This window comes from Sphingobium sp. L-44 (assembly GCF_056859495.1).
The window spans coordinates 169,000-195,010 of sequence record NZ_JBSXOQ010000115.1 but is presented as its reverse complement, the minus strand read 5'-3'; the positions used below and the strand labels follow the sequence as shown (position 1 = coordinate 195,010).

Genomic DNA, 26,011 nt, shown 5'->3' with positions numbered 1-26,011 from the left:
AGATCAGGCCTTGGTCTTTTCTTCGGTTGCGCTCGGCGCATCCTGTTCGGGCACGCGATGACCCTCGATCCGGGTCGCGGGCTTTGCCGGCGTCGCGTCATCCTCGTCGTCGGCCATGCCCTTCTTGAAGCTCTTGATGCCCTTGGCCACGTCACCCATCAGGCCGGAAATCCGGCCGCCACCGAACAGCAGCATGACGACCAGGAGCACGATCACCCAGTGCATCAGCGAGAAAGAACCCATTTTCACATACTCCTGAAAGGAGGCCTTTCTAGGCCTCTTCCTCATCCTTTTCCAGAACGGATTGACCGCCCAGACCCTCCAGCGCCAAATCCACCGGATCCAGCAACCCCGCAGCCCGCAAATCGTCCAGACCCGGCAAGTCCCGGCGGCTGCTAAGGCCAAAATGTGACAGAAACTCTACGCTGGTCGCATAGATGAGCGGGCGACCCGGCACTTCGCGCCGCCCCACCGGACGCACCCATCCGGCCTCCATCAGCACATCCAGCGTACCCTTGGCCACCTGAACCCCGCGAATCGCCTCGATCTCCGCGCGGCTCACCGGCTCATGATAGGCGATGATCGCCAGCGTCTCCATCGCCGCGCGGGACAGCTTGCGCGTCTCATCCCGTTCCCGCCGCAGGATATGCGCCAGGTCGGCCGCCGTCTGGAAATGCCAGCGCCCGCCCCGCTCGACCAGATTAACGCCGCGCCCGGCATAATCCTGCGCCAGCCCGGCCAGCGTCGCGGGCAGGTCGCCGCCATCGCCGACATGGGCGCGCAGTTCGGCGGGCGTCAGCGGTTCCTCCGACGCGAACAAGGCCGCCTCCACCGCGCGCGCGAAATCATCCATCTCCCGGATCACCGCAACTGCTCCCATTGATCGCCCGACAGCGCCGCCCGCAGATAGATCGGCTCGAATATTCCGTCCTGCCTTATGTCCACCCGCCCCTGCTTGGCCAGTTCCAGCATCGCCACGAAGCTGCTGGCCAGCGCCGATTTCGCCATCGGTCCGTCGCGATCGTCGGGCAGGAAGGATTCCAGCGTCGTCCAGTCGAGCGCCGATCCGACCAGCGCGCTCACCCGCTGGATCGCCTCGTCCAGGGTCATTACCGGCCGCACCGCGACCATATGCACCACCGGCTGGTTACGCGCGCGGATCTGGCCATAGGCCTGGATCAGATCATAAAGGCTGGCGCTCCACTTCGCCCGCCGCACCATGTGCAGCCCTTCGGGCCGGGGGCGGACGAACACGTCGCGCCCGATTCGATCGCCGGCCATCAGCCGCGCGCCGGCCTCGCGCATGGCGTGCAGCCGTTGCAGCCGCAATTGCAGCCGCAGCGCCATTTCCTCCGGACTGGGCTCGGGCTGCGCTTCCTTGGGCAGCAGCATCGCCGATTTGAGATAGGCCAGCCAGGCCGCCATCACCAGATAGTCGGCCGCCAGTTCCAGCTTCAGTTGCCGCGCGCCATCGACATAGGCCAGATATTGCTCGACCAGCGCCAGGATGGAGATTTCGCGCAGGTCGACCTTCTGCGTCCGCGCCAGCGCCAGCAACAGGTCGAGCGGCCCCTCCCAGCTTTCGAAGCTGACGGTCAGGACCTCGGCGGGCGTCGCGGCCGGGGCGGTGAAGAGATCGTCCATCGCCCCCGCGTCCGCGATCAGGCCGGAACCAGCGCCAGCAACGTGTCGCGGGTCGCCAGCAATTCCTCGAACGGCGGCAGGTCGGCGACATGGGCCGACGCCATCGCCCGATCGAGCCGTGCCCGCGCAGCCGGCGTAATCTCCGGCAGCAGATTGGCGATCCCCACCATATCGTCCATCCGTCCCCAGCAATTGAGCGCCAGGTCGCACCCGGCCGCGACCACCCCGGCGGCCAGTTCGGGAATCGAACCCTTGAGCGCCTTCATGTCGAGATCGTCGGACATCAGCAGCCCGTCAAAGCCGATACGCTGGCGAATAATCTCCTCGATCACGATCGGCGACAGGCTGGCCGGCCGGTCGGCATCCCAGGCGGTGTAGACGACATGGGCGGTCATGCCCATCGGTGCGTCCTTGAGCGCGCGGAACGGCGCCAGATCGGTTTCCAGTTCCTCCGTCCCGGCATGGACGACCGGCAGTTCCAGATGGCTGTCGACCAGCGCGCGGCCATGGCCAGGCATATGCTTGACGATGCCCACGACATTGCCGTCGGCCAGCCCTTCGATCACGGCGCGGCCAAGCGCCGCGACGCGCATCGGCTCGGCGCCCAGCGTCCGGTCGCCCATGATGTCGCTCGCGCCCACCTGCCGCACGTCGAGCAGCGGCAGCGCATCCACCGTGATACCGACCTCCGCCAGCATCAGCGCCAGAGCCCGCGCATTGGCCCGCGCCGCCGCGATCGCACTGGACGGCGCAATGTCATAAAGGCGGTCGAACACGGCGCCGGCAGGAAAGCTGGGCCAGACCGGCGCCTGCATCCGCGCGACCCGGCCGCCCTCCTGATCGATCATGATCAGCAGGTCGTCGCGCCCGTGCAGCGCGCGCAGATCGTCGGTCAGCGCCCGCACCTGCGCGCGATCGGCGATGTTGCGCTTGAACAAGATATAGCCGGCCGGCTGCGCCTCGGCAAAGAAGGCGCGCTCGTCGGCGGTCAGGGTTTCGCCGGATAGGCCGAAGATGACGGGTTTCATGACGCCGATGCTAATGACTAAGGCGCGAGCTGTCGACGCCCGCGCCCTGTTTGGGTCAATTGACGATGATGCAGCTTTCGCCCGCGACCTTCAACTTGCCGCAAACGGTGCCCGCCTGCCCGCCGGCGCTGGCGCGCAGGCGATAGACGGTGCTGCCGCCCACTTCGGCCGGCTCGACCGACATGGCGAGCGGCGCCAGATAGGCAAAGCGCTTCGACAGGCGGCCCCAGGCATCCTTGGCGCCCGACGCGCTGCCATAGGCACCCAACTGGATGACGCCGCTGCCGGCGGCCTTGGGCGCGGCTGCCTTGGGCGCGGCCCTGGTCTCGTCCTCGACCTTGGCGGTGACGCTCTGCGCGGGCTTGGCCGGAACAGCGGGCTTGGTGCCTGCGGGGGCAGCGCCGGTCGGGGTGATCGGCGCCTCGGGCACGCGGCTCGGGTCGATCTGGCCATCGCGGGCCACGCCCTCGCTCGCGGCGAAGCTGGCATCGCCCTCGCCCTGGAACTTCTTGGCGTCCGCTTCCTTGGCCGCGATCTTGTAGTCGCCCTGCGGCGCGGCGATCAGTTGCCCCTCGCCCGCGCCACCGCCATTGCGGTTCTGCAGCCACCACATGCCGGCGACCACTGCGCCGATCAGCACCAGCCCCAGGATGATGAGGCCCAGCAGGCGCAGGGGCGAAATCCGCTCCTCATCCGCCTCGTCGAGCGCAGGTTCCAGCCAGGGCAGCCGGTCCTCGTCATCGAGGTCAAGTCGCCCACGTGCATAGTCACCCATTATCGAAACTCCGCTCGGCTCACTGCATTTCGGTCAGCGCGACCACGCCCATCAGGGCAAGGCCGTTGCGGATGATCTGCCCGATTCCGCGGCTCAAGAAAAGCCGGGCCGAGGTGAGGGCCGGATCATCCGCCAGCACGACGCGCGCGCGCGGATCATCATTGCCCATATTCCACCAGCCATGGAATGCCGAAGCCAAGTCATTGAGATAGAAGGCAATACGATGCGGCTCGCGGGCCTGTGCCGATCCTTCGACGACGCGCGGGAACTGCGCTGCCAGCTTCACCAGGCTCAGCTCCGCCGTCCCAAGCAGGGACAGGTCGGGCGCGGGAAGGTCGATCCCGGCTTCTTCGGCGCGGCGGCCGAGCGAGGAAATCCGGGCATGGGCATATTGCACATAGAAGACCGGATTGTCCTTCGAGGCTTCCACCACCTTGGCGAAATCGAAGTCCATCTGGGCATCGGCCTTGCGCGTCAGCATGGTGAAGCGGACGACATCCTTGCCCACTTCGCGCACGACATCGGCCAGCGTCACGAAATTGCCGGCGCGCTTGGACATCTTCACCGGCTCGCCATCGCGCAGCAGGCGAACCATCTGGATCAGCTTGACGTCGAACCGCGCCTTACCCTCGGTCAGGGCGGCGACGGCAGCCTGGATCCGCTTCACCGTGCCGGCATGGTCCGCGCCCCAGATGTCGATCAGCTGATCGGCGCTCTGCGCCTTCTGGAAATGATAGGCCATGTCGGCGCCGAAATAGGTCCAGCTGCCATTCGACTTCTTGATCGGCCGATCCTGGTCGTCGCCGAACTTGGTCGAACGGAACAGCGGCAATTCCACCGGCTCCCAATCGTCGGGCAGTTCGCCCTTGGGCGCTTCCAGCACGCCGTCATAGACCAGGTCATGGGCGCGCAGCCAGGCTTCGGCCTCGTCGGGCTTGCCTGCTGCCTGCAATTCCGCCTCCGACGAGAAAATGTCGTGATGGATGCCCAGCAGCGCGAGATCGCTGCGGATCATGTCCATCATCCTCGCGACGGCAAAGGTGCGGAACAGGACCAGCCAGTCGGCTTCGGGTGCGCCGACGAACCTGTCGCCATATTCGGCGGCCAGCGCCTGACCCACCGGCACCAGATAATCGCCCGGATAAAGCCCTTCGGGGATCGCGCCGACATCCTCGCCCAGCGCTTCGCGGTAGCGGACATGCGCGGAACGGGCGAGCACGTCGACCTGGCCGCCGGCATCATTGATATAATATTCGCGGATCACCTTGTGCCCGGCATATTCCAGCAGGGTGGCGAGCGCGTCGCCCACCACGGCGCCGCGGCAATGGCCCATATGCATGGGACCGGTGGGATTGGCCGAGACATATTCGACGTTCACGGTCGTGCCCGCGCCGAAATCGGACCGGCCATAGTCGGCGGCCTCGGCATGGATCGCCGCCAGTTCCGCCCGCCAGGTCGGGTCGGTCAGGGTCAGGTTGATGAAGCCGGGACCTGCGATGCTGGCTGCCTCGACCTCATCCAGCGCCTGCAGCTTGGTCACGATCGCGTCGGCCAGCGCGCGCGGATTGGTGCCGGCGGGCTTGGCCAGCACCATCGCGGCGTTGGTGGCCAGGTCGCCATGGCTGGGATCGCGCGGCGGCTCCACCGTCACCGGCTTGCGGTTGAGGCCGGCGGGCAGCGTGCCTTCAGCCTCCAGCGCGTCGAGCACGGCATCAAGATGGGCAGTGAAACGGGTGTAAAGGGACACGGGCATTTCCTTCAACTCCGTTCGCCCTGAGCGAAGTCGAAGGGCCAGGCTGAACGGAGTGAAGCACTTCGCTTCGCTCAGTGGCGGGCTTCGACTTCGCTCAGCCCGAACGGAAACAAATCAACGGGCTTAACGGGTCGCGTTATATTTGAGCTGATCCTGGGTCAGGTTGAAACCCACGAGCAACTCGAAGCTGGTTCGCTGCAGCGCCGCCTTGACGTCCGGCTGGGCGAAGGGGTCGATCGCGGCATCCACGTCGCCTGCCTTGCGCTTCTGCGTGATCTTCTGCTGAATTTCCGGCGGCAGCGTGGCCGATGCCTTGTCGACATAGGAGCCGGCCGTGGCAGTCGCGGTCGCGCGATATTCGCCCGGCGCGAAGTTCAGCGTCACCTGGCCGATCCGCTTGGCGACGACGGCGCTGCCGCCCCGCACGATCGCCGAGAAATAGGGCAAGGTCACCTGGCGCGCGGCGCTGGCGTCGTTGCGACGCGCATTCACCACGAAGGTCGCCTGGGTATAAAGCTGGGCGCCATCGGAACAGGTCGAGCGCAGATCGGTGATGTTCGCCACCACGTCGATCGCGGAGGCATCGCGGCTCTGGGCCGGATTGAACAGGGTCACGTCACCGGTATAGGCCGGGATTGCAGCCACTGGGCAAGCCGAACGCACCGTGACGATACCGCCCGTCGGGTCGATTTCCCCCCGGCGAGAACAGCCGGCAAGGGCAAGGGCGAGCATTCCGGTCAACGCAATTCGGGACAATGTCACAGGCAGCAATTCCTCAGCATGCCCCTTGGACAGAGGCGTCCGGCTTCCTTATCCATCCCCCGCCGCCCACGCAACACAAAGCGCGGTGATTTGCGTTGGCCCTTCCTTCGGGCGCGACATTGCCCTAAGCCGCGCCCATGACGCAGAGCCCCGCCCCTCGCCCGCCGATGACCCTGTTGATCGCTGCCCCGCGCGGCTTCTGCGCCGGTGTCGACCGTGCCATCATCATCGTCGAGCGCGCGATCGAGAAATATGGCGCGCCGGTCTATGTCCGCCATGAAATCGTCCACAACAAGTTCGTGGTCGACAGCCTGAAAGCCAAGGGCGCGATCTTCGTCGAGGAACTGGACCAGGTGCCCGACGGCGTGCCGGTGGTCTTTTCCGCCCATGGCGTGCCCAAGGCGGTGCCGGCCAAGGCGGAGGAGCGCGGCCTCGACTATCTCGACGCCACCTGCCCGCTGGTCAGCAAGGTGCATCGCCAGGCCGAACGCATGGTGACCGCCGGTCGCCACATCCTGTTCATCGGCCACAAGGGCCATCCGGAGGTGATCGGCACCTTCGGCCAGGTGCCCGACGGCACGATGACGCTGATCGAAACGGTCGAGGATGCCGAGGCGCTGGCGCCCACCGATGCCGACAATCTCGCCTTCCTGACCCAGACCACCCTGTCGGTCGACGACACCGCCGCGATCGTCGCCACGCTGGAGCGCCGCTTCCCCTCGATCATCGCGCCCAAGGGCGAGGATATCTGCTACGCGACGTCCAACCGCCAGACGGCGGTCAAGGCGATCGCCACCCGCTGCGACGCCGTCTATGTGATCGGCGCGCCCAACAGCTCCAACTCGCTGCGCCTGGTCGAGGTCGCCGAGCGTGAGGGCACCCCTGCCCGCCTGATCCAGCGCGCCGAGGAGATCGACTTTGCCTGGCTGGACGGCGTGACGACGCTCGGCCTCACCGCCGGCGCCTCCGCTCCCGAAATATTGGTGCGCGAAGTCGTCGACCGGATTGCCGAGCGCTTTGCCGTGACCGAGGAACAGGTCGAAACCGCGCAGGAGAATATCTCCTTCAAGCTGCCGCGCGGACTGGAGGTCGCATAACCCCCATGGCCGTTTATACGCATGTTCCCGCCGAAGAGATTGACGCCTTCCTCACCCGCTATGATGCCGGCCGGCTGGTGTCCGCCAAGGGCATCGCCGAAGGGGTGGAAAACAGCAATTATCTGCTCGAAACCACCGGCCATGACGGAAACGGCCACCGCTATATCCTGACCCTCTATGAAAAGCGGGTAGATGAAGCGGACCTGCCCTTCTTCATGGACCTGCTCGACCATCTCGGTGCGCGCGGCTGCCTGGTGCCGCGCTTCATCGCCGACACCGATGGCAAGCGACTGCAACAGCTGGGCGGGCGCCCGGCCTGCCTGATCGAGTTTCTGACCGGCATTTCCGTGACCGAGCCGACCCCGGCCCAGGCACGCGCCTGCGGCGTGGCGCTAGGCGAACTGCACAAGGCGGCGCAGGGCTTTGTCGGCGAACGGCGCAATGCACTCGACAAGGATGGCTGGCACGCGCTGGCCGCCAAGTGCGGCGATGATTTCGACCAGATCGCGCCGGGCCTTGGCGCCCGCGTGGCGGAGGAACTGGCCTTTCTCGACGCCCATTGGCCGGCCGACCTGCCGCGTTCGGTGATCCATGCCGACCTGTTCCCGGACAATGTCCTGATGCTGGGCGATGAAGTCACCGGCCTCATCGACTTCTATTTCAGCTGCACCGACATCCGCGCCTATGACCTGGCCGTCACCCACAGCGCCTGGTGCTTCAGCAATGACGGCGCCACCTGGTATGGCGACCGCGCGGCCGCGATCGGCGCAGGCTATGCCGCCGCCCATGGCCTGACCGACGCGGAACGAGCCGCCTTCCCGATCCTGTGCCGCGGTGCCGCGCTGCGTTTCCTGCTGACCCGCGCCTATGACTGGATCAACACGCCCACCGATGCGCTGGTGACGCGCAAGGATCCGCTCGCCTATCTGCGTCGCATGGATTTCTACGCCAAGGCCGACCCGGCGGAGCTGCTCGGCGCATGAGCGACCTGCCCCAAGTCCAGATCTTCACCGACGGCGCGTGCAAGGGCAATCCAGGTCCGGGCGGCTGGGGCGCGGTGCTGCGCTTTGGCGACCAGGAGAAGGAAATCTCCGGCGGCGAGGCGATGACCACCAATAACCGCATGGAGATGATGGCCGCGGTCGAGGCGCTCAATACGCTCAAGAAGCCGTGCCAGGTGACGCTCTACACCGACAGCAAATATGTCATGGACGGCATCACCAAATGGATCTTCGGCTGGCAGAAGCGCGGCTGGAAGACGGCCGACAACAAGCCGGTCAAGAATGTCGAGATCTGGCAGGAACTGGTGAAGGCCGCCGCCCGGCACAAGCTGACATGGCAATGGGTCAAGGGCCATGCCGGCCACCCGGAAAATGAGCGGGCCGATGCCCTCGCCTGCGCCGCGGCGGAAAGCTTCCGCAAATAGGGACGGACGGGGAGGTCACCCTCCCCGCGCCGCGCAGCTTATTCGGCTTCTTCGATCGGCGCGCCGGGGCCGTTCTTCAGGATCGACTCGATCGCATTCTTCGCGCTCGCCTTGGAGCTGTAGCCCTCGGTCCAGAAGATGATCTCGGCATTATATTTGAACTTGGCCACGAACTCGCCGGCCTTGTTCTTCTCGATCACGAACTTGTGCGCCATCATGCTCTCCTGCTGGTTGCGCTATCGAAACCGTTGGGGAGCATAAGCAGCGATATCGAGGCTGGCAATCGCCTGCGGCAGGACCGCGCCGGTCAACAGGCTGGCCCCCAGCAGCGCCGCCGCCGGCGCGGTCTGGATGCCGAAACCGCCCTGCCCGGCGAACCAGAAGAAGCCCTCGACCGCCGGCTCGAAGCCATAGACCGGCACGCGGTCCGGCGCGAAGCTGCGCAGCCCCGCCCATTTGCGCTCGACCGCCGCGATCCGCCAGTCGACCGCCGCCTGGAACCGGTCGATGGCCTGCGCGATCGCCAGCTCCTCGGGCGCGGCGTCGCAGGGGGGCGAAGCGACCTCGTCATGCGGCGTCAGCCAGATCCGCCCCCGCCCCTCGGGCTTGAAATAGAAGCCGCCCTGCATGTCCATCACCAGCGGCATCTCGTCGGCTGGCATATCCTCCAACCGCAACTGCACCACCGTCCGGCGATAGGGCGTGATGCCGACCGGCGCGACACCGCAGGCCACGGCGACATCATCCGCCCAAGCCCCGGCAGCATTGACCAGCAGGCCGCATTCGATCGGCCCGTCACGGGTCTCGATCCGCCAGCCATCGCCCTGTCGTTCGGCGTGCTCTAGCCTTGCCCCCAGCCGCATTTCGCCGCCCAGCCTGCGGAACCGGCGCAGATAGGCCTGATGCAGCGCCCCGACATCGATGTCGCGGCAACTCGGTTCCAGCACACCCAGCACCCAGTCGGGCCGCAACCCCGGCACCAGGCTCGCCGGCACCACCGGCTGCAATTCGACCGCCCCGGCAAAATCGGCCAGCAGCGCGTCGCGCAGCCCCTCATCCCCGGCCCGGCCGATATGCAGCGTGCGGCGCGGCGACAGGAAGGAGCCATCGAAGAAATCGGGATCGGGCGACTCCAGCAGCCTGCCCGAGGCCGTGGTCAGCGGCTGGACCACCGGCCCGCCATAGGTTTCTTCCCAGAAGGCGACCGATCGCCCCGTCGCATGATAGCCGGCGCGATCCTCCATCTCCAGGATCAGCACCCGCGCCGTTTCCGCCAGCGTCGCGCCCAGGCTGGCGCCTGCAATCCCGCCACCGACAATCACGATATCGGGTCTGTTCAACGGGCAACCTCATCCAGGAAACGGTCGATCCGCCCCAGCGCATCGAGCCGCACCGGGTCGAGCTCGCGCAAAATTTCATGCGCGGCCTCGCGCCCATAGACATGCAGGCGGGCATCGGGCAAGCGCGCCGCGATCCGCCGGATGGCCGGCGTCGATACCAGTTGGTCGCGACAGGCGGCCAGGACCAGGGTCGGCGTCGCGATTCGCTCCGGCCCGTTTCCGGCCTCCAAAGCGCGAGTCGACTCGAGCGCCAGCCGCACCCAGTTCCAGCTCGGCGGCCCCAGCGCGATGTCCCGACTATGGTCCCGCCACCAGATTTCATCGGCATAGCGATCGGGGTCATGGGTCAGCCGCTTCTGCCGCATCTGGCGCTGCCGCTCGCTCTCTTCCTTCTGTGTCCAGGCCTGCTTTTCCCCCTGGCCGATCCCGCACATGAAATTGGCGATCGCCACCGCCAGCCAGCGCGGTAGCGGGGCCGTATGCAGGCCCAGCATCGGCGCCACGGCCACGGCCGCATCGGGTGCAGGCAGGCCTTCGGCCAGCGCCCGCAACAGCATATGCCCGCCCATGCTGTGGCCCAGCATGACCGTCGGGCCGCTGCCCTCCGCGCGCCAATCATTTGAAAGCGCGCGCAAATCGCCAACCCACCGGGCGAAGTCGTCGATATGGCCGCACAGTGGATCATCGGTCAGCCGGCCCGACCCGCCCTGTCCGCGCCAGTCGAAACTGGTCACCGCCCAGCCGCGCTGCGCCCAGTGGTGGATCACCTCCAGATATTTCTCGATCATGTCGCCGCGACCGTTGAGGATCAGCATCCGGCCACGGGTGCCAGCGCCCAGCCGATAGCGGCGGATCGGCCAGCCGTCGGGGGCCTGCCAATAATCGAGCTGGCCACCCATCGGCCAGGCGCGACGGTCAAGGGCGGGCGACGGGAAGATCGGCGAATCCATGGGCCATGGTTACGGTTTGGTAAGCCATATGGTCTAGTGCCTGACCCGCATGTTGGGGGAATATTTCAGACTGGCGCTGATCGCCGCACTGGGCATCCTGCTGATCGCAGCCGCGATCACGGACCTGCGCGCGCGCATCATCTCCAACCGGCTGAACCTGGGCGTCGCCGCCCTGGCGCCACTATGGTGGATCGCCTGCGGCTTGCCGCTCTGGCCGGGCATGGCGGTGCAGTTGCTGGTCGGCCTGCTGGTCTTCGTCCTGTTCGCCGCGCTGTTCGCGTTCGGCATGATGGGCGGGGGCGATGTGAAGCTGCTTGGCGCACTGGCGCTGTGGTTTCCGTGGCAGGCGGTGCTGACCCTGTTGACGCTGATGGCGATTCTGGGCGGGGCCGTGACGATCGTCACGGTGATCCACCACCGCCTCCGCCGGAAGCAGGGCCAACCCGAAATACCCTACGGCGTAGCCATATCGATCGCCGCCCTTTGGTTACTTGGCGAACGATATCTTAACCAATTTGCGTGATGATTGGGCCCCTGGGGGCAGGCCGCCCATTTGAGAAAGGCGAGTTTCGTCATGGATGCTAAGAAGATCGTGCTGCTGGTGGGGGCGCTAATCATAGCGGTCACTACAGCCTTGCTTGCGCGCAGCATGCTGAGTTCTTCATCTACGCCGCAGGTGAACGCGGCTGCAATGCCGAACGAGGCGGACCAGCCGCATGTTCTGGTAGCGACCAAGGCCCTGCCGGTGGGGACCATTTTGGACGCGGAAAGCTTCCGCTTCCAGCCCTGGCCCAAGGATCTGATCGAGGCGGCCTATTATCTCAAGGGCCAGGCCGACCCGCTCAAGCTTGCAGGCAGCGTGGTGCGCAACGCGATCACCGCCGGCCAGCCGCTGACCCAGGGCGCCGTCATCCGTCCGGGTGACCGCGGCTTCCTGGCCGCGGCCCTCGGCCCCGGCATGCGCGCCGTCACCGTGCCGGTCTCGGCCCAGAATGCGGTTGCCGGCTTCGTCTTCCCTGGCGACCGCATCGATCTGGTGCTGACCCAGACGGTCTCGGGCGGCGGCGATGGCGCCCCGCTCAAGGTTTCGGAAACGATCCTGCGCAACCTGCGCGTGCTCGCCACCGACCAGCGGACCGACGCCATGGGCCCCGATGGCAAGCCCGTCGTCCAGACCTATTCCAACGTCACGGTCGAAGTAACGCCCAAGATCGCGGAAAAGCTCGCCGTGTCGCAGACCATCGGCTCGCTGTCGCTGTCGCTGCGCTCGATCGCCGACACCGCATCGGACCTTGACGCTGCCATTGCCGGTTCGGACGTCGACCTGCCCGATGGCACCAATCCGGGTTCGGAAAAGTCGATCATTGCCAAGATCGCGGCCCGTCCGGTCGATCGCGGCTCCACCTATTCGACCGGCGCCGACGTGTCGCGCTACCAGCGCAGCAGCGTCCCGGCCAAGCCTGATGCAGCGGCCATGCCCGCCATGGCGGCTCCGGGTGGCGCACCGGTCGGCACGGCCGAGTTCAAGGGGCCGACCGTCCGCATCGCCCGCGGCACCAGTGTGACCGAAGTTCCGGTCGGGGGGAAGTAAGATGAACGCTTATCAGATGCTTGCGCGGCACAAGGCGGCTCGTCCGCTCGCCGCCCCGGCGATCGCGCTCGGCCTGGCTATCGCCGCCGTCGCGGCGCCCGCCACGGCCCTCAACGCCGCCCCCGCAGCGGATCAGGACAATGCGATCCTGATGTCGGTCGGCGGCAGCAAGGTCGTCAACCTGCCGGCCAAGATGTCGGATGTCGTCATCGCCAATCCCGATGTCGTCGATGTCCATGTCCGCTCGAACAACCAGCTTTACCTGATCGCCAAGAAGCCGGGCGAAACCACCGTCTTCGTGACGGCCGGCAACGGCAAGGTGCTGTTTTCCGGCACGGTTCGCGTCGGCAACAACCTGACCACCATCGACGACATGCTGCGCCTGGCGATGCCGGGTGCCAATATCGCCGTCAACAAGATGAACGGCATGGTGCTGCTGACCGGCACGATCAAGGCGCCCGAGGACGCGGCCGAAGCCGAACGTCTGACCCAGGCTTTCGTCGGCAAGGAAACGACCGTCGTCAGCCGCCTGCTGATGGCGACCCCGCTTCAGGTCATGCTGCAGGTCAAGATCGCCGAAGTCAGCAAGGATGTCGGCCACAAGATCGGCACCAACTTCGCTACCACGGATTCAGCCACCGAAAGCACACGCGGGATGATGGGAGGCGGTTCGCGCGCCTTCGCCACTTATGACCGCAATGAGGACGTCTGGAATTTCACTTACCCGTCTGACGGGAGCTACAGCTTGGGCGGCGTTGCCCGGCTGTTCGGCATGGATGTCGCCGGTGCGCTCGACCTTGCCGAATCCAGCGGCCTGGCCACCATGCTGGCACAGCCAAATCTGACGTCCTTGTCGGGCGAAACCGCCAGCTTCCTGGCCGGTGGCGAATATCCCTACACGGTCAACAATGGTCCGTCGTCGGGCAACAGCATCCAGTTCAAGCAATATGGCGTGCAACTGGCCTTCACGCCGACCGTGCTGGCCGATGGCCGCATCTCGCTGCGCGTCCGCCCGACCGTGTCGAGCCTGGACTTCAGCGTCAGCAGTTCGGTGCCTGCACTCAAGAGCCGCACTGCCGAAACCACGGTGGAACTGGGTTCCGGCCAGGCCTTCATGATCGCCGGCCTGCTCAACAATGAAACCGGCAACACGGTCAACAAGGTGCCGGGCCTGGGCAATGTCCCGATCCTGGGCAGCCTGTTCAAGTCGCGCAGCTTCCAACGCAACGAGACCGAACTGGTGATCGTCGTCACCCCCTATCTGGTGAAGCCGGTCAACGCGTCCGACATTCGTCTGCCCACCGATGGTTTCCGCAATGCCAATGTCGGCCAGGGCCTGTTCCTCGAACAAACCCATGACGGCGTCAGCGGCGCTCTGCCCAACATGCCGACCCGTGCGCCAGGCTCGCCCGTCGCGCCCACGCCCGGCCCGCAGGCATCGATCGCCGCGCCCGCCCTCGCGGCCCGCGAAGACAGCCGCTCCTCCGGCAAGTCGGGCGGCGCGACCCCCGGCTTCAGCTTCTGACGGAAGGACGAAAGACATGACTTCCACGTCCCGCAAGACCCTCGTCCGCCTCGGCGCCCTTGCCCTGCTGGCGCTGCCGCTCGCGGCCTGCTCGACCGACAGCCCCAATCGCGGCGTGGATTCGGTCCACCAGCCGGTGGTCAGCTATACCAGCTACACCTTCGACGTGCAGGCCGGCGGCGCGCGCCTTGCCCCCGCCGAAGCCGCGCGCCTCGACGACTGGTTCGCCTCGATCAAGCTGGGCTATGGCGATCAGGTCGCTATGGTCACCGATGCGGGCTATTACAGCCCCGACCTTGGCGAGGACATCGCCAATGTCGTCGCCCGCCACGGCATGCTGCTGGGCCAGGACAGTTCGGCAGCCGCCGGGACCGCCCCCGAAGGCGCCGTCCGTCTGGTCGTGCGCCGCACCACGGCATCGGTGCCGGGTTGCCCCGACTGGTCGAACAAGGCCGAAACACCGATGAGCCTGGGCACGTCGTCCAATTTCGGCTGCGGCGTGAACAGCAATCTGGCGGCGATGGTCGCCGACCCCGAAGACCTGGTCCGCGGTCAGAGCAGCGACAGCGAATTGCGCACCGCAACCTCGAACCGCGCCATTTCCACCTATCGCGACAAGGCACCGACCGGCGCTGGCGAACTCAAGCAACTCTCGAACGGAGGCCAGTAAGATGAACGCACCCTGGAAACATGGTTCCGTGGGCCAGCGCGACCCCTTCCACGCCTTCGTCTGCGACGATCACAGCTTCGACCTGCTGCGTGCAGTCGCGTCCGAAATGGGCTGGGCGCCGGAAAAGGTGAACAAGGGCGGCATGCGCAACGCGGTGCAGAGCCTGTCGATCACCGCCAGCCCGCAAATCCTGTTCGTCGACATGTCGGAAAGCGGCGATCCGCTGAACGACATCAACAGCCTCGCGGAAGTCTGCGAACCCGGCACGGTCGTGATCGCGGCGGGTCAGGTCAATGACGTACGCCTCTATCGTGATCTGGTCGCCAGCGGCATCCAGGATTATCTGCTCAAGCCCTTCGGCGCCGATCAGTTGCGCGACGCGCTGGCCCAGGCCCAGGCCGTCTTTCTCGCCCCGCGCGATGCAGGCCCCGAACGCCCGCACATGACGGTCGCCGTCGTCGGCACCCGTGGTGGCGTCGGCGCATCCAGCATGGCGACGTCGCTTGCCTGGATGCTCAGCGAGAAGAAGAAGCGCCCGACCGCTCTGCTCGATCTCGACATCCATTTCGGCACCAATGCGCTGGCGATGGATCTGGAACCGGGGCGCGGCCTGACCGACGCGATCGAGAATCCCAGCCGCATCGACGGGCTGTTCATCGAGCGCGCCATGGTTCGCGCCAGCGACATGCTGGCGATCCTGTCGGCCGAAGCGCCAATCAACCAGCCGATGATGACCGATGGCGGCGCCTTCTACCAGTTGCTGGAGGAGTTCCGTCAGGCGTTCGAATGCAGCATCATCGATCTGCCGCGCAACATGCTGATCCAGCACACCCACCTGATGACCGACGTCAATGTCGCAGTGGTGGTGACCGAACTCAGCCTGGCGGCGGCCCGCGACACGATCCGCATCCTGTCCTGGCTCAAGTCGAATGCACCGCAGGCCCGCATCCTGGTGGTCGCCAATCGCGTCCATCCCGGCGCGCCGGAAATCAGCCGCAAGGATTTCGAACAGTCGATCGAACGCAAGGTCGATGTCATTGTGCCGTTCGACCTGCGCATCGCGGCCCAGGCTGCCAAGCTCGGCAAGACGCTGGCGGAAACCGCCAAGGGCAGCAAGGTGGGCGCCGCCTGCGCCGCGATGATGGACGAAGTTCTGGGGCTGGCCGGCGATGAAGCCGACAATCCGGGCGCCAAGTCGGCAGCCAAGAAGGGGGATTCCCTGCTCGGCAAGATCGGCGACTTCAAGAGCATGATCCCGTCGCGCCGCAAGGACAAGGCGACGGCACTGGAAGGCTGACGCGCAGGCCGCTTCAGGGCGGCCGCGCACAGGCACATTTACGCACGGGGAACGGGCGAGCAATGGACGGCAATTTCCTTCTGATCTTGGTGCTGGTCGCGACCATGCTTGGCCTGGTCGTGGTCGCCTTTGCCGGCCCCTCGCCGGACAAGGCCCAGAAACGCCGTGTGGCCCTGATCCGCGGCCGTCACAGTGATTCGACCGAGGCGATGATGGAAGCGCGCATGCGCAAAGCCATCTCCAACCGGGCGACCGGCAACGAAGCGAAGATGCTGGTCTCGCTGATTCCCAATCCGGAAAATCTGGCCAAGCGCATTCGCATGACCGGCAAGAAATGGACGCTCAGCCAATATATGACGTCATGCGCCGTGATCTTCCTCGTCGCCACGCTTTTCCTGCTGATGCGCGGCTTCCCGTTCCTGCTGGCTTTGATGGTCGGACTGGCGGCAGGTCTTGCCTTGCCGCATCTGTGGATCGGCCGGCTGATCAAGAAGCGGATCAACCAGTTCACCGCGAAATTTCCCGATGCGCTGGAACTGCTGACCCGCGGCCTGCGCTCGGGCCTGCCGGTCGGCGAGACGCTGGGCATCGTGTCGAGTGAAATCCCCGGTCCGGTCGGCGAGGAGTTCAAACTGATCACCGAACGGATCAAAATCGGCAAGAGCATGGATCAGGCGCTGCAGGAAACCGCCGATCGCCTGGGCACGCCGGAATTCCAGTTTTTCGTCATCACCCTGGCGATCCAGCGCGAAACCGGCGGTAACCTCGCAGAAACGCTGCAAAATCTCGCCACCGTGCTGCGCCAGCGCGCCCAGATGAAGCTTAAGATCCGCGCCATGTCGTCGGAATCCAAGGCGTCGGCCTATATCATCGGCGCCCTGCCTTTCCTGGTGTTCGGCATGATCTGCTATATCAACTTTGGCTATATGAGCCCCTTCTTCACCCCCGATCCGGCGGGCATTTTCGGGCTCTCGACCATGCAGGTCGTCGGCATTGGCGGCTTCTGCTGGATGGGCATCGGCGCCTTCATCATGGCCCAGATGATCAACTTCGAGATTTGACGGGGAACGGATAGAGATATGGACGCCCCTACCCCCACCGGCACTCTGTTCGGCATGACCGCGACCGATTTCGGGACGCTGCTTGCCGCGCTGGCCACGCTCGCCACCCTCTACGCGCTCTATGCCGTGATGACGGTGCGCGATCCGATGGCCAAGCGGGTCAAGGCGCTCAACGAACGCCGCGAACAGCTCAAGGCCGGCATCACCGCCTCGACCGCCAAGCGCCGCGCCAAGCTGGTCAACAAGAACCAGACGACCGACCAGATGCGATCCTTCCTGACCAGCCTCAAGGTGCTGCAGGACGATCAGCTCAAGGACGCACAGATCCGCCTGGCCCAGGCCGGCATCCGGTCCAAGGACTGGGCCGTCGCCGTCATCTTCGGCCGCATGATCATGCCGATCCTGATCGGCGGCACCGCCGCGATCCTGCTCTATGCCGTCGGCATCTATCCAGAATGGGGCGGTGCCAAGCGGTTCATGGCCTTCGCGGGCGCATTGCTGCTCGCGTACAAGGCGCCCGACCTCTTCATCGACAACAAGATCGCCAAGCGCTCTGCCGCGATCCGCAAGGGCCTGCCCGACGCGCTTGACCTGCTGGTCATCTGCGCCGAGGCCGGCCTGACCGTCGACGCTGCCTTCAGCCGCGTCGCCCGCGAACTGGGCCGCGCCTATCCCGAACTGGGCGACGAGTTCCAGTTGACGGCGATCGAACTCAGCTTCCTCACCGAACGGCGCATGGCGTTTGAAAACCTCGCCACGCGCGTGAAGCTCGACGCGGTCAAGGGCGTGGTCACGACCATGATCCAGACCGAAAAATATGGCACGCCGCTTGCCTCCGCGCTCCGTGTGCTGTCGGCCGAGTTCCGCCATGAACGCATGATGCGCGCGGAAGAAAAGGCCGCCCGCCTGCCTGCGATCATGACCGTGCCGCTGATTCTCTTCATCCTGCCGACCCTGTTCGTCGTCATTCTGGGTCCGGCTGCCTGCTCGATCAGCACGGCTTTCTAAAAAAATTCAGGGCAAGGAGGGGCCGCTGCCGTAGCGTCCCCTCTTTCCGTTTCCGTAAACTGCAAGCGAAGCGCTGGCGCGCCGCATTTTCCTCCCTTATTCTTACCCTCAACCCAAAAGGAGAGGATCGCATCATGACCATCAAGACCGGCGCTCGCGTCGCCATCGCCGCTCTGGCCGCCTTCACCACCGCCCTGCCCGCTTATGCGGCCCAGCCCATCACCGGCCGCTGGTCGACCGTCGATGGCAAGGCGATCGTCCAGATCGCGCCGTGCGGAAAGAGCATCTGCGGCAAGATCGAGAAGATCGTGAAGCCGACGCCAGGCCGCCCCCAGACCGACATCAAGAACCCCGATCCGGCGCTGCGTTCCAAGCCGCTGGTCGGCCTTGCCCTGCTGTCGGGCTTCAGCGATGCGGGCGACATCTGGAAGGGCACGATCTACGACCCGGAAAGCGGCAAGAGCTATACGTCCAAGGTCAGTCGCAATGGCGACGGCACGCTCAAGGTGCAGGGCTGCATCGCCTTCTTCTGCAAGACCCAGACCTGGACGCCGCTGCGCTGATCACGCGCACAGCCTGGAAAACCAAAGGGGCGCCATTGGCGCCCCTTTTTCTGTCGATACAGTCCCGTTCAGTCCCCGGCATGCTCCATCGGCGTGAAGCGCTGCGACCAGAGCGCGCCATAGATCGCCATCCACTGCACCACCGGCCCCAGTCCCTTGGTCCGCGCCGCAAACCAGGTTTCGCGTCCCGTCCGCCGGGCCGTCACCAGTCCGGCGCGCTTGAGCTTGCCCATATGGCGCGACACCATCGGTTGCGACACGCCGGCCACTGCGGTCAGCGCGACGACATTCTGCTCCCCTTCGCGCACCAGATATTCCAGCAGGGCACGTCGCGTGCCGTCGGACAGCGCCTTGAAGAGTGAATCGCTGTTCGCTCCAAGATCGCCTCTGAATTTCACTTCCGTCATGCAATTTTCATAACCATCTGGTTATTAGCTGGTCAAGCGAAGGATGATTTTCGACTCGGCCGCGCCATTAACTAAAAAAAGTGCGAACCGCCTCCTCGCTGAGTCTTTTGAGTCACACCACCCGATGATGAGTCTCACGCGACTCGCATGACTCAATATGTTGTGGCTACCCGCTTCGTTCTCCACCATCCTCGCAATCCTGACAGGGATGAGCGCTAAATCCCTGACCTTGACGGCAGACTCCTGAGGACTCAGTGCTGACGGACGAAACATATGGGGGTTGCACACATGGGTGTCATGGAACGCGTCGCACCGCGGCGGAAGAAGGCGGTTGCGCTCGCGCCGGCACCGGCGATCGAGGCAAACCGCCTGCTGCGCGGTGACTGTATCGCGGAAATGGCCAAGCTGCCCGACGGCTGCATCGACATGATCTTTGCCGATCCGCCTTATAATCTTCAGCTGGGCGGCGACCTGTTCCGCCCCGAGGGCGGCCGCGTCGATGCGGTCGACAATGACTGGGACAAGTTCGACACGCTCAGCAGCTATGACCGCTTCACCAAGGCGTGGCTGGCGCAGGCGCGCCGCATCCTCAAGCCCAATGGCACGATCTGGGTGATCGGCAGCTATCACAACATCTTCCGCGTCGGCGCTGCCTTGCAGGATGAGGGCTTCTGGATCCTCAACGACATCATCTGGCGCAAGGCGAACCCGATGCCCAATTTCAAGGGCACCCGCTTCACCAACGCGCATGAAACGCTGATCTGGGCCAGCCAGGGCGAGGACGCGAAATACACGTTCAACTACAAGGCGATGAAGACGCTCAATGACGAGTTGCAGATGCGCTCCGACTGGGTGCTGCCGATCTGCGGCGGCCAGGAGCGGCTGAAGCGCAACGGCACCAAGGCGCATCCGACGCAGAAGCCGGAATCGCTGCTCTATCGGGTGATGCTGTCCTGCACCAAGCCGGGCGACATCGTGCTCGATCCCTTCTTCGGCACCGGCACCACTGGCGCCGTCGCCAAGCGCCTGGGTCGCCAGTGGATCGGCATCGAGCGCGAGCCCGACTATATCGAGGTGGCCGAGGAACGCATTGCCGAGGCGCTGCCGCTCGATGAATCCGCGCTCGCCATCATGCAGACCGCACGCCAGCAGCCCAAGGTCGCCTTCGGCACGCTGGTCGAAACCGGCTATCTCCAGCCCGGCTCGGTGGTGATGGACAGCAAGCGCCGCTGGAGCGCCACCGTGCGCGCCGACGGCTCGCTCGCCGTGGGCAGCGACACCGGTTCGATCCACAAGCTGGGCGCCACGCTTCAGGGCGCGCCGAGCTGCAACGGCTGGACCTTCTGGCATATCGAGAAGGCGGGCAAGCTCCACCCGATCGACACGCTGCGCCAGACCTATCTGCTCGCCAACGAGCCTTGATTTCCGTCCCCCGTTCGGGTTGAGGCAGCCATAGTTCTTCCAAGACATGGCCCCAACCCGTCCGGGGCGAACGGAGCTTTATGACCCTCTCCTCCATCCCCGCTGACGCCCGGCTCTACCTCAAGCCGACCTGGTTCGTGCCGAGCCCGATCGGTCTGGCGGACGGATCGGCGGCGCGGATGGGCAATGGCCTGATCTGGTTCCAGGCCTATGAGCTGACGGCGCGCCATGCCGGCCGCCGCATCGCCCGCGAAACCATCCCGGTCGCCGCGTTCGAGGCGATCACCGCCACCCTGCCCGATCCACTGGCCGAGCGCGCCCGCCAACTGGCCGCGAACATCTCCGCCCAGCGCGCGCCGCTCAGCCTTGGCGATCGCGTCATCCGCTTCGACGCGCCGCAGACGATGGCGATCCTCAACATCACGCCCGACAGCTTCTCCGACGGCGGCAAGCATATGACCGACCCGCAGGCCGCGGCCGATGCCGGCTTTGCCATGGCAGCGGCCGGCGCCGCGCTGATCGATGTCGGCGGCGAATCCACCCGGCCCAAGGCGCCCAAGCTATGGGAGGGCGATGAGATCGCCCGCATCGTGCCGGTGATCGAGAAGCTTGCTGCAGCCGGCGTCGCCATGTCGGTCGACACGCGCAAGGCCGCGGTGATGGAGGCGGCACTGGCCGCCGGCGCCCATGTCATCAACGATGTCAGCGCGCTGGAACATGATCCGCGCAGCCTGGAGGTCGCGGCCCGCGCCGGCTGTCCGGTGATCCTGATGCATGCGCCTTCGACCGGCGATGATCCGCACGACAATCCCAACGGCTATGCCGATGTCGTCACCGACGTGTTCGACTATCTCGATGCCCGCATCGCCGCCTGCCTCGACGCTGGCATCGCGCGCGAGAAGATCATGGTCGATCCGGGCCTGGGCTTCGGCAAGAGCCTGGCGGACAATCTGGCGCTGGTGAACGGCCTCGCCACCTTCCAGGGGCTGGGCGTGCCGCTGCTCTTCGCCGGCAGCCGCAAGCGCCTGATCGGGGCCCTGTCGAACGAGGCACCGGCGCCAGACCGGCTCGGCGGCTCGGTCGCCCTCGCCTTCCGCGCCGCGCAACTGGGCGCGCAGATGGTGCGCGTTCATGACGTCAAGGAAAGCGTCCAGGCGCTCCATCTGTGGCGCGGCCTGGCCGATGCGGGGCTGAGCGCGGTCTGACACCGCGCCCGGCCTACCGCCATACCTATTCGCTCAGGATGAAGTCGACGCCCGCCATGGCGTGGATTTCGGTGCAGTCGTAGATCGGCAGCACATTGGCCTTCACGTCGACGATCATCTCCAGTTCGGTGCAGGCCAGCACGACCGCCTGCACATCTTCCTTGGCAATGTCGGTCAGTTCCGACTTCATGAAACGCTCGGAATCGCGGTTGATCTTGCCAACGGTCAGTTCGTCATAGACGATCCGGTCGATCCGCTCGGCCAGCGCGACATCGGCCGGCAGCAGCGACACGCCGTGCGACACCAGCCGCTGGCGATAATATTTCTCGGTCATCACATTGCGCGTACCGATCAGGGCGGCGCGATCGATCCGGTCGGCCTTCATCCGCGTGCCGACGACATCGGCGATGTGGATGATGGGAATGGTGATGCTCGCCTGGATCCGGTCATAGATGCGGTGCATGCTATTGGCGCAGATCAGCAGCGCTTCCGCCCCGCCCTGTTCCAACCGCTGGGCCGCGCCGATCAGATGGCCCGATGCGCAATCCCAGTCTTCCTGCGTGATGCAACCGGAAACCTGCGCGAAATCGAGGCTTTCGATCAGCAGCCGCGCACTGTGCTGGCCACCCTTGGCCCGGTGGATCGCCTGGTTGATGATCTCATAATAGCGGGCGGTGGACGTCCAGCTGAGACCACCAATCAGACCGAGTTTACGCATGTCGCTCCCAATATGGGGGCGCCTGTCCGGCCCCGTGCGGGCCGGGCATGTCGGTGCCCCAGCCCTTCTTTTACGAAAGATGCCGGCTTCGACAAGTCAGGACGATCCACCCGCCCCGTCGGCGGGGCGATCCGGCGCGGATGGATCGGGTCACTTTAGTGGGCCAGCGCCTTGACGATCTCCTCGACCATCTTCTTGGCGTCGGCCAGCAGCATCATCGTGTTGTCCATGTAGAAGACCTCATTGTCGACGCCGGCATAGCCGGCCCCGCCCATGGAGCGCTTCACGAACAGCACCGACTTGGCGTTGGCGACGTCCAGGATCGGCATGCCATAGATGGGCGACGTCTTGTCGGTCTTGGCCGCCGGATTGGTCACGTCATTAGCGCCGATGACGAAGGCGACGTCGGCCTGGCCGAACTCGCTGTTGATGTCCTCCAGCTCGAACACCTCGTCATAGGGGACATTCGCCTCGGCCAGCAGCACGTTCATGTGGCCGGGCATGCGCCCTGCGACCGGATGGATCGCATATTTGACGTTCACGCCTTCCTTCTTCAGCAGGTCGGCCATTTCGCGCAGCGCATGCTGCGCCTGGCTGACCGCCATGCCGTAACCCGGCACAATGATGACATTGTCCGCCTGGCTCATCAGGAAGGCCGCATCCTCGGCGCTGCCGCGCTTGTAGGGACGGTCGACCGCCGCCGCGCCGCCGCCCGACGGGCCGGCTTCCGCGCCGAAGCCGCCGGCGATCACGCTGATGAAGCTGCGGTTCATCGCCTTGCACATGATATAGGACAGGATCGCGCCGGAACTGCCCACCAGCGCGCCGGTGATGATCATCGCCGTATTGCCCAGGGTGAAGCCCATGGCGGCGGCGGCCCAGCCCGAATAGCTGTTCAGCATCGACACCACGACCGGCATGTCCGCGCCGCCGATCGGAATGATCAGCAGGAAGCCGATGACGAAGCTCAGCGCCGTCACGGTCCAGAAGATCCAGGGCGACTGGTCGGTCACGAAATAGGCGATCAGGCCCAGGATTGCCGCCAGCGTCGCCAGATTGATGACATGGCGGCCCGGCAGCATGATCGGCTTGCCCGACATGTTGCCGTTCAATTTCAGGAAGGCGATGACCGACCCCGAGAAGGTGATCGCGCCGATCGCGACGCCCAGCCCCATCTCGATGCGGCTGGCATTGTGGATCTCGTTCGTCAGCGGATCGAGAATGCCGAACGCGCCGGGATTGAGATAGGCGGCCGCGCCGACCAGCACGGCGGCCAGGCCGACCAGCGAGTGGAAGGCCGCAACCAGCTGCGGCATCGCCGTCATCTCGATGCGACGGGCGATGATGAAGCCGATGCCGCCACCGATGGCGATGGCGCCCAGTATCTCAGGCAGGCTCAGCACGTCATGGGTATAAAGGGTCGTGACCACGGCGATCGCCATGCCGACCATGCCCATGCGGTTGCCGCGACGGCTGGTCGACGGGCTCGACAGGCCGCGCAGCGCCAGGATGAAGAGGACGCCGGAAACCAGATAGGCCAGCGCAACGAAGGGCGAGACGGGCGCAAGCTCGTGCATCACTTGCGCTCCTTCTTCTTGTACATGGCCAGCATGCGTTCGGTCACGGCAAAGCCGCCGAAGATGTTGACCGACGCAAAGACCACCGCGACCAGCCCCAGCAGCTTGGCCGCCAGGCTACCGGCCTCCGCCGACGCGACCAGCGCGCCAACGATGATGACCGACGAAATGGCATTGGTAACCGCCATCAGCGGCGTGTGCAGCGCCGGCGTCACCGACCAGACCACATAATAGCCGACGAAGCACGCCAGCACGAAAATCGACAGGATGGCAATGAAGTCCATTCTAGTCCTCCCCACTTGTTTCGACTGCCCTGGCCAGGATCGCGGCTACGGCATTGTCCCTATCATTCATGATTGCGGCGGCCGGCAGACGCAGAACGGACAGTCCTCGTTCCGCAAACCAGCAGTCGCGTTGCTCATCCCTCATCGGCGCATCCCCTCTTGCATGCGCTTCGCCGTCCAGCTCGATCACCAGCCGCGCCTCATGGCAGTAAAAGTCTGCCACATAGGGACCGGACGGGTGCTGACGGCGAAATTTCAGACCTTGCGGCCTTTGCCTCAATATCTGCCAGAGCAGGACTTCCGGCTTCGACATCGCCTTGCGCAACTGCCGTGCCCTGTTCGCCTGCCCTTGCAGCACATCATCCTCCCCTGGAAGGGGAGGTGGCTGACGAAGCCAGACGGAGGGGTGTCCCGTTCATGACAGGGCGATACCCCTCCACCAGCCTGCGGCTGGTCCCCCTCCCCTCGCAGGGGAGGATGGGGACCATGGCCCGCATCAGCTTGCCAGCAGTCGTTCGTTGACGACCTTGCCCCCCTGGGTCAGGCGGATGGCGTTACCGATTTCCTCGTCCAGCACCGGCGCATTCTTGTCCTTGTCCCAGAAGGCGGACAGGAAATTATAGAGATTGCGCGAGAACAGGGCGGAGGTGTCGGCGGCCAGGCGGCTGGGCACGTTGCGATGGCCCACGATCTTGACGCCGTGGCGCACGACCACTTCGCCCGCGACCGCGCCCTCGACATTGCCGCCCTGCTCGACGGCCAGGTCGACGATCACGCTGCCCGGCTTCATCGACGCGATCTGCGCATCACTGATCAGGCGCGGCGCAGGCCGGCCGGGGATCAGCGCGGTGGTGATGACGATGTCCTGCTTGGCAATGTGCGACGAGACCAGCTCGGCCTGGGCCGCCTTATATTCGTCGGACATTTCCGTGGCATAGCCACCGGTGCCTTCGCCCTCGATGCCGGCCACCTTCTCCACGAAGATCGCCTTGGCGCCGAGCGATTCGATCTGCTCCTTGGTCGCGGCGCGCACGTCGGTCGCACTCACCTGCGCACCCAGCCGCCGCGCGGTGGCGATCGCCTGAAGACCGGCCACGCCCACGCCCATGACGAAGCATTTGGCCGCCGACACGGTGCCCGCCGCCGTCATCATCATCGGGAAGGCACGGTCATATTCAGCCGCCGCGTCCAGCACCGCCTTGTATCCCGACAGGTTCGACTGGGACGACAAGATGTCCATCGACTGCGCGCGAGTGATGCGCGGCATGAACTCCATCGCCAGCGCCTCATAGCCGGCCGCAGCATAGGCATCGACCCGTGCCCGCTCGCCGAACGGGTTGAGGCCCGCGACGATCCAGGCTCCCGCCGCAGCGCCGCCAAGGCTGGCCGGATCGGGGCCTTGCACGCCCAGCAGGATATCGGCGCCCGCCAGCGTCGCGGTACGATCGCCAACGCTGGCACCGGCGGCGGCATAAGCGTCGTCAGCAATCGACGCCGTCGCGCCAGCGCCGGCCTCGACAGCCACGCTTGCGCCCAGCGCGATGAATTTCTTCACGGTCTCGGGCGTACCGGCCACGCGCCGTTCGCCCGCAGCCTGTTCCTTCAATATCGCAATTTTCATTATATCAGCATCCCCCTCCTATAGCGTCGACATGGCTCAGCTGGAGATCAGCAGCACGACAATCGCGGCGACGATGAGGCAGGCAATGGTGCCCCACTTCACGAAGCCGACAAACCCTTCATAGGTCTGGGTTGCGCTCTGGATGTTCCCGTCAGAAGCCATATCCGTTCCCCTAGTTATTACATCGTTGTGCAACCTCTTATCCTGTCCCCCCACCCCCCTCAAGCCGTAGGGGCACAAGAAATTCTTTACAGGTTAAGGGCGCTTTTACCCCCGGCGCCTAGGAT

At 65.3% G+C, this 26,011-nt stretch carries 30 protein-coding genes; 13 read left to right on the top strand and 17 right to left on the bottom strand.

Going from position 1 to position 26,011, the window contains the following annotated elements; all coding sequences use genetic code 11:
• Positions 1 to 3 precede the first annotated feature (3 nt).
• The 7 genes from AC13EK_RS20045 to AC13EK_RS20015 all read right to left on the bottom strand — a co-directional run bounded on the left by AC13EK_RS20045 (position 4) and on the right by AC13EK_RS20015 (position 5,932).
• Positions 4 to 243, bottom strand: a complete 240-nt coding sequence (locus tag AC13EK_RS20045; protein ID WP_004207976.1) for a twin-arginine translocase TatA/TatE family subunit — start codon at positions 241 to 243, stop codon at positions 4 to 6.
• A 28-nt stretch (positions 244 to 271) separates the two neighbouring features.
• Positions 272 to 853: an SMC-Scp complex subunit ScpB gene (scpB, locus tag AC13EK_RS20040; RefSeq protein ID WP_010336265.1), complete on the bottom strand. Its 582-nt coding sequence runs from the start codon at positions 851 to 853 to the stop codon at positions 272 to 274.
• Between the two features lie 8 nt (positions 854 to 861).
• Positions 862 to 1,644 carry a segregation and condensation protein A gene (locus AC13EK_RS20035; protein WP_004207978.1) on the bottom strand — a complete coding sequence of 261 codons (783 nt, stop codon included), beginning with the start codon at positions 1,642 to 1,644 and terminating at the stop codon, positions 862 to 864.
• 17 nt (positions 1,645 to 1,661) lie between these two features.
• Positions 1,662 to 2,672, bottom strand: coding sequence for a beta-N-acetylhexosaminidase (gene nagZ / locus AC13EK_RS20030; protein ID WP_069336266.1), 1,011 nt, complete (start codon positions 2,670 to 2,672; stop codon positions 1,662 to 1,664).
• A gap of 55 nt (positions 2,673 to 2,727) precedes the next feature.
• Positions 2,728 to 3,447 carry an SPOR domain-containing protein gene (locus AC13EK_RS20025; protein WP_004207980.1) on the bottom strand — a complete coding sequence of 240 codons (720 nt, stop codon included), beginning with the start codon at positions 3,445 to 3,447 and terminating at the stop codon, positions 2,728 to 2,730.
• Between the two features lie 19 nt (positions 3,448 to 3,466).
• Complete coding sequence (argS, locus tag AC13EK_RS20020) at positions 3,467 to 5,194, bottom strand: arginine--tRNA ligase (RefSeq protein WP_069336284.1); 1,728 nt, start codon at positions 5,192 to 5,194, stop codon at positions 3,467 to 3,469.
• A 129-nt stretch (positions 5,195 to 5,323) separates the two neighbouring features.
• A complete protein-coding gene (locus AC13EK_RS20015; RefSeq protein ID WP_069336267.1) occupies positions 5,324 to 5,932 on the bottom strand; it encodes a hypothetical protein in 609 nt (202 codons plus the stop codon).
• Positions 5,933 to 6,099: 167 nt separating this feature from the next.
• Between AC13EK_RS20015 and ispH the strand changes: the two genes are divergently transcribed.
• From ispH to rnhA, 3 genes are read left to right on the top strand one after another with little or no spacing between them, the layout of a single operon-like run.
• Positions 6,100 to 7,059, top strand: a complete 960-nt coding sequence (gene ispH, locus AC13EK_RS20010) for a 4-hydroxy-3-methylbut-2-enyl diphosphate reductase (protein ID WP_069336268.1) — start codon at positions 6,100 to 6,102, stop codon at positions 7,057 to 7,059.
• A 5-nt stretch (positions 7,060 to 7,064) separates the two neighbouring features.
• Complete coding sequence (gene thrB / locus AC13EK_RS20005; RefSeq protein ID WP_069336269.1) at positions 7,065 to 8,042, top strand: homoserine kinase; 978 nt, start codon at positions 7,065 to 7,067, stop codon at positions 8,040 to 8,042.
• Positions 8,039 to 8,485: a ribonuclease HI gene (gene rnhA, locus AC13EK_RS20000; RefSeq protein WP_004207986.1), complete on the top strand. Its 447-nt coding sequence runs from the start codon at positions 8,039 to 8,041 to the stop codon at positions 8,483 to 8,485. Before thrB ends, rnhA begins: the two co-directional genes overlap by 4 nt.
• Positions 8,486 to 8,523: 38 nt before the next feature.
• On the opposite strand, the gene AC13EK_RS19995 is transcribed toward rnhA, so the two are convergent.
• Genes AC13EK_RS19995 through AC13EK_RS19985 form a run of 3 tightly spaced genes read right to left on the bottom strand, consistent with a single transcriptional unit; the run spans position 8,524 to position 10,775 of the window.
• The gene (locus AC13EK_RS19995; protein ID WP_004207987.1) at positions 8,524 to 8,700 is read right to left on the bottom strand and encodes a YegP family protein; all 177 of its coding nucleotides are present in this window, start codon (positions 8,698 to 8,700) and stop codon (positions 8,524 to 8,526) included.
• Between the two features lie 21 nt (positions 8,701 to 8,721).
• A complete protein-coding gene (locus AC13EK_RS19990) occupies positions 8,722 to 9,825 on the bottom strand; it encodes an NAD(P)/FAD-dependent oxidoreductase (protein ID WP_069336270.1) in 1,104 nt (367 codons plus the stop codon).
• Positions 9,822 to 10,775 carry an alpha/beta hydrolase gene (locus tag AC13EK_RS19985; protein ID WP_069336271.1) on the bottom strand — a complete coding sequence of 318 codons (954 nt, stop codon included), beginning with the start codon at positions 10,773 to 10,775 and terminating at the stop codon, positions 9,822 to 9,824. The genes AC13EK_RS19990 and AC13EK_RS19985 overlap by 4 nt, the downstream gene beginning before the upstream one ends.
• 49 nt (positions 10,776 to 10,824) lie before the next feature.
• Here AC13EK_RS19985 and AC13EK_RS19980 point away from each other — a divergent pair, with 49 nt between their 5' ends.
• The 8 genes from AC13EK_RS19980 (at position 10,825) to AC13EK_RS19945 (ending at position 18,490) form a co-directional block, all read left to right on the top strand.
• Entirely contained in the window at positions 10,825 to 11,298 is a 474-nt protein-coding gene (locus tag AC13EK_RS19980) for an A24 family peptidase (RefSeq protein WP_010336255.1), read from the top strand.
• A gap of 51 nt (positions 11,299 to 11,349) precedes the next feature.
• Entirely contained in the window at positions 11,350 to 12,366 is a 1,017-nt protein-coding gene (gene cpaB / locus AC13EK_RS19975) for a Flp pilus assembly protein CpaB (RefSeq protein ID WP_069336272.1), read from the top strand.
• A 1-nt stretch (position 12,367) separates the two neighbouring features.
• On the top strand, positions 12,368 to 13,891 hold the full coding sequence (locus tag AC13EK_RS19970) for a type II and III secretion system protein family protein (protein ID WP_069336273.1): 1,524 nt from the start codon (positions 12,368 to 12,370) through the stop codon (positions 13,889 to 13,891).
• A gap of 16 nt (positions 13,892 to 13,907) precedes the next feature.
• Entirely contained in the window at positions 13,908 to 14,561 is a 654-nt protein-coding gene (locus tag AC13EK_RS19965; protein ID WP_069336274.1) for a CpaD family pilus assembly protein, read from the top strand.
• 1 nt (position 14,562) lies between these two features.
• A complete protein-coding gene (locus AC13EK_RS19960) occupies positions 14,563 to 15,858 on the top strand; it encodes a P-loop NTPase (protein WP_037517245.1) in 1,296 nt (431 codons plus the stop codon).
• A 62-nt stretch (positions 15,859 to 15,920) separates the two neighbouring features.
• Complete coding sequence (locus AC13EK_RS19955; RefSeq protein WP_037517247.1) at positions 15,921 to 16,919, top strand: type II secretion system F family protein; 999 nt, start codon at positions 15,921 to 15,923, stop codon at positions 16,917 to 16,919.
• An 18-nt stretch (positions 16,920 to 16,937) separates the two neighbouring features.
• Positions 16,938 to 17,927, top strand: a complete 990-nt coding sequence (locus AC13EK_RS19950) for a type II secretion system F family protein (protein ID WP_004207996.1) — start codon at positions 16,938 to 16,940, stop codon at positions 17,925 to 17,927.
• Between the two features lie 134 nt (positions 17,928 to 18,061).
• Positions 18,062 to 18,490 carry a DUF2147 domain-containing protein gene (locus tag AC13EK_RS19945; RefSeq protein WP_037510295.1) on the top strand — a complete coding sequence of 143 codons (429 nt, stop codon included), beginning with the start codon at positions 18,062 to 18,064 and terminating at the stop codon, positions 18,488 to 18,490.
• A gap of 68 nt (positions 18,491 to 18,558) precedes the next feature.
• On the opposite strand, the gene AC13EK_RS19940 is transcribed toward AC13EK_RS19945, so the two are convergent.
• A complete protein-coding gene (locus AC13EK_RS19940) occupies positions 18,559 to 18,897 on the bottom strand; it encodes an ArsR/SmtB family transcription factor (protein WP_004207998.1) in 339 nt (112 codons plus the stop codon).
• Positions 18,898 to 19,185: 288 nt separating this feature from the next.
• Here AC13EK_RS19940 and AC13EK_RS19935 point away from each other — a divergent pair, with 288 nt between their 5' ends.
• Positions 19,186 to 20,319: a site-specific DNA-methyltransferase gene (locus AC13EK_RS19935; protein ID WP_010336249.1), complete on the top strand. Its 1,134-nt coding sequence runs from the start codon at positions 19,186 to 19,188 to the stop codon at positions 20,317 to 20,319.
• Positions 20,320 to 20,399: 80 nt separating this feature from the next.
• A complete protein-coding gene (gene folP, locus AC13EK_RS19930) occupies positions 20,400 to 21,524 on the top strand; it encodes a dihydropteroate synthase (protein WP_069336275.1) in 1,125 nt (374 codons plus the stop codon).
• 25 nt (positions 21,525 to 21,549) lie between these two features.
• Here folP and AC13EK_RS19925 read toward each other — a convergent pair whose 3' ends face one another.
• From AC13EK_RS19925 to AC13EK_RS19900, 6 genes are all read right to left on the bottom strand, one after another.
• Complete coding sequence (locus tag AC13EK_RS19925) at positions 21,550 to 22,242, bottom strand: aspartate/glutamate racemase family protein (RefSeq protein WP_069336276.1); 693 nt, start codon at positions 22,240 to 22,242, stop codon at positions 21,550 to 21,552.
• A gap of 155 nt (positions 22,243 to 22,397) precedes the next feature.
• On the bottom strand, positions 22,398 to 23,819 hold the full coding sequence (locus AC13EK_RS19920) for an NAD(P)(+) transhydrogenase (Re/Si-specific) subunit beta (RefSeq protein WP_037517256.1): 1,422 nt from the start codon (positions 23,817 to 23,819) through the stop codon (positions 22,398 to 22,400).
• Positions 23,819 to 24,103 carry an NAD(P) transhydrogenase subunit alpha part 2 gene (locus AC13EK_RS19915; RefSeq protein WP_004208003.1) on the bottom strand — a complete coding sequence of 95 codons (285 nt, stop codon included), beginning with the start codon at positions 24,101 to 24,103 and terminating at the stop codon, positions 23,819 to 23,821. The genes AC13EK_RS19920 and AC13EK_RS19915 overlap by 1 nt, the downstream gene beginning before the upstream one ends.
• A 1-nt stretch (position 24,104) precedes the next feature.
• Complete coding sequence (locus AC13EK_RS19910) at positions 24,105 to 24,416, bottom strand: endonuclease domain-containing protein (RefSeq protein ID WP_234792072.1); 312 nt, start codon at positions 24,414 to 24,416, stop codon at positions 24,105 to 24,107.
• 183 nt (positions 24,417 to 24,599) lie between these two features.
• Positions 24,600 to 25,724 carry an NAD(P) transhydrogenase subunit alpha gene (locus AC13EK_RS19905; protein ID WP_069336278.1) on the bottom strand — a complete coding sequence of 375 codons (1,125 nt, stop codon included), beginning with the start codon at positions 25,722 to 25,724 and terminating at the stop codon, positions 24,600 to 24,602.
• A 36-nt stretch (positions 25,725 to 25,760) separates the two neighbouring features.
• Positions 25,761 to 25,886 (bottom strand): aa3-type cytochrome c oxidase subunit IV, encoded by a 126-nt coding sequence (locus AC13EK_RS19900; RefSeq protein ID WP_010336245.1) that lies wholly within the window; start codon positions 25,884 to 25,886, stop codon positions 25,761 to 25,763.
• Between the last annotated feature and the right edge of the window lie 125 nt (positions 25,887 to 26,011).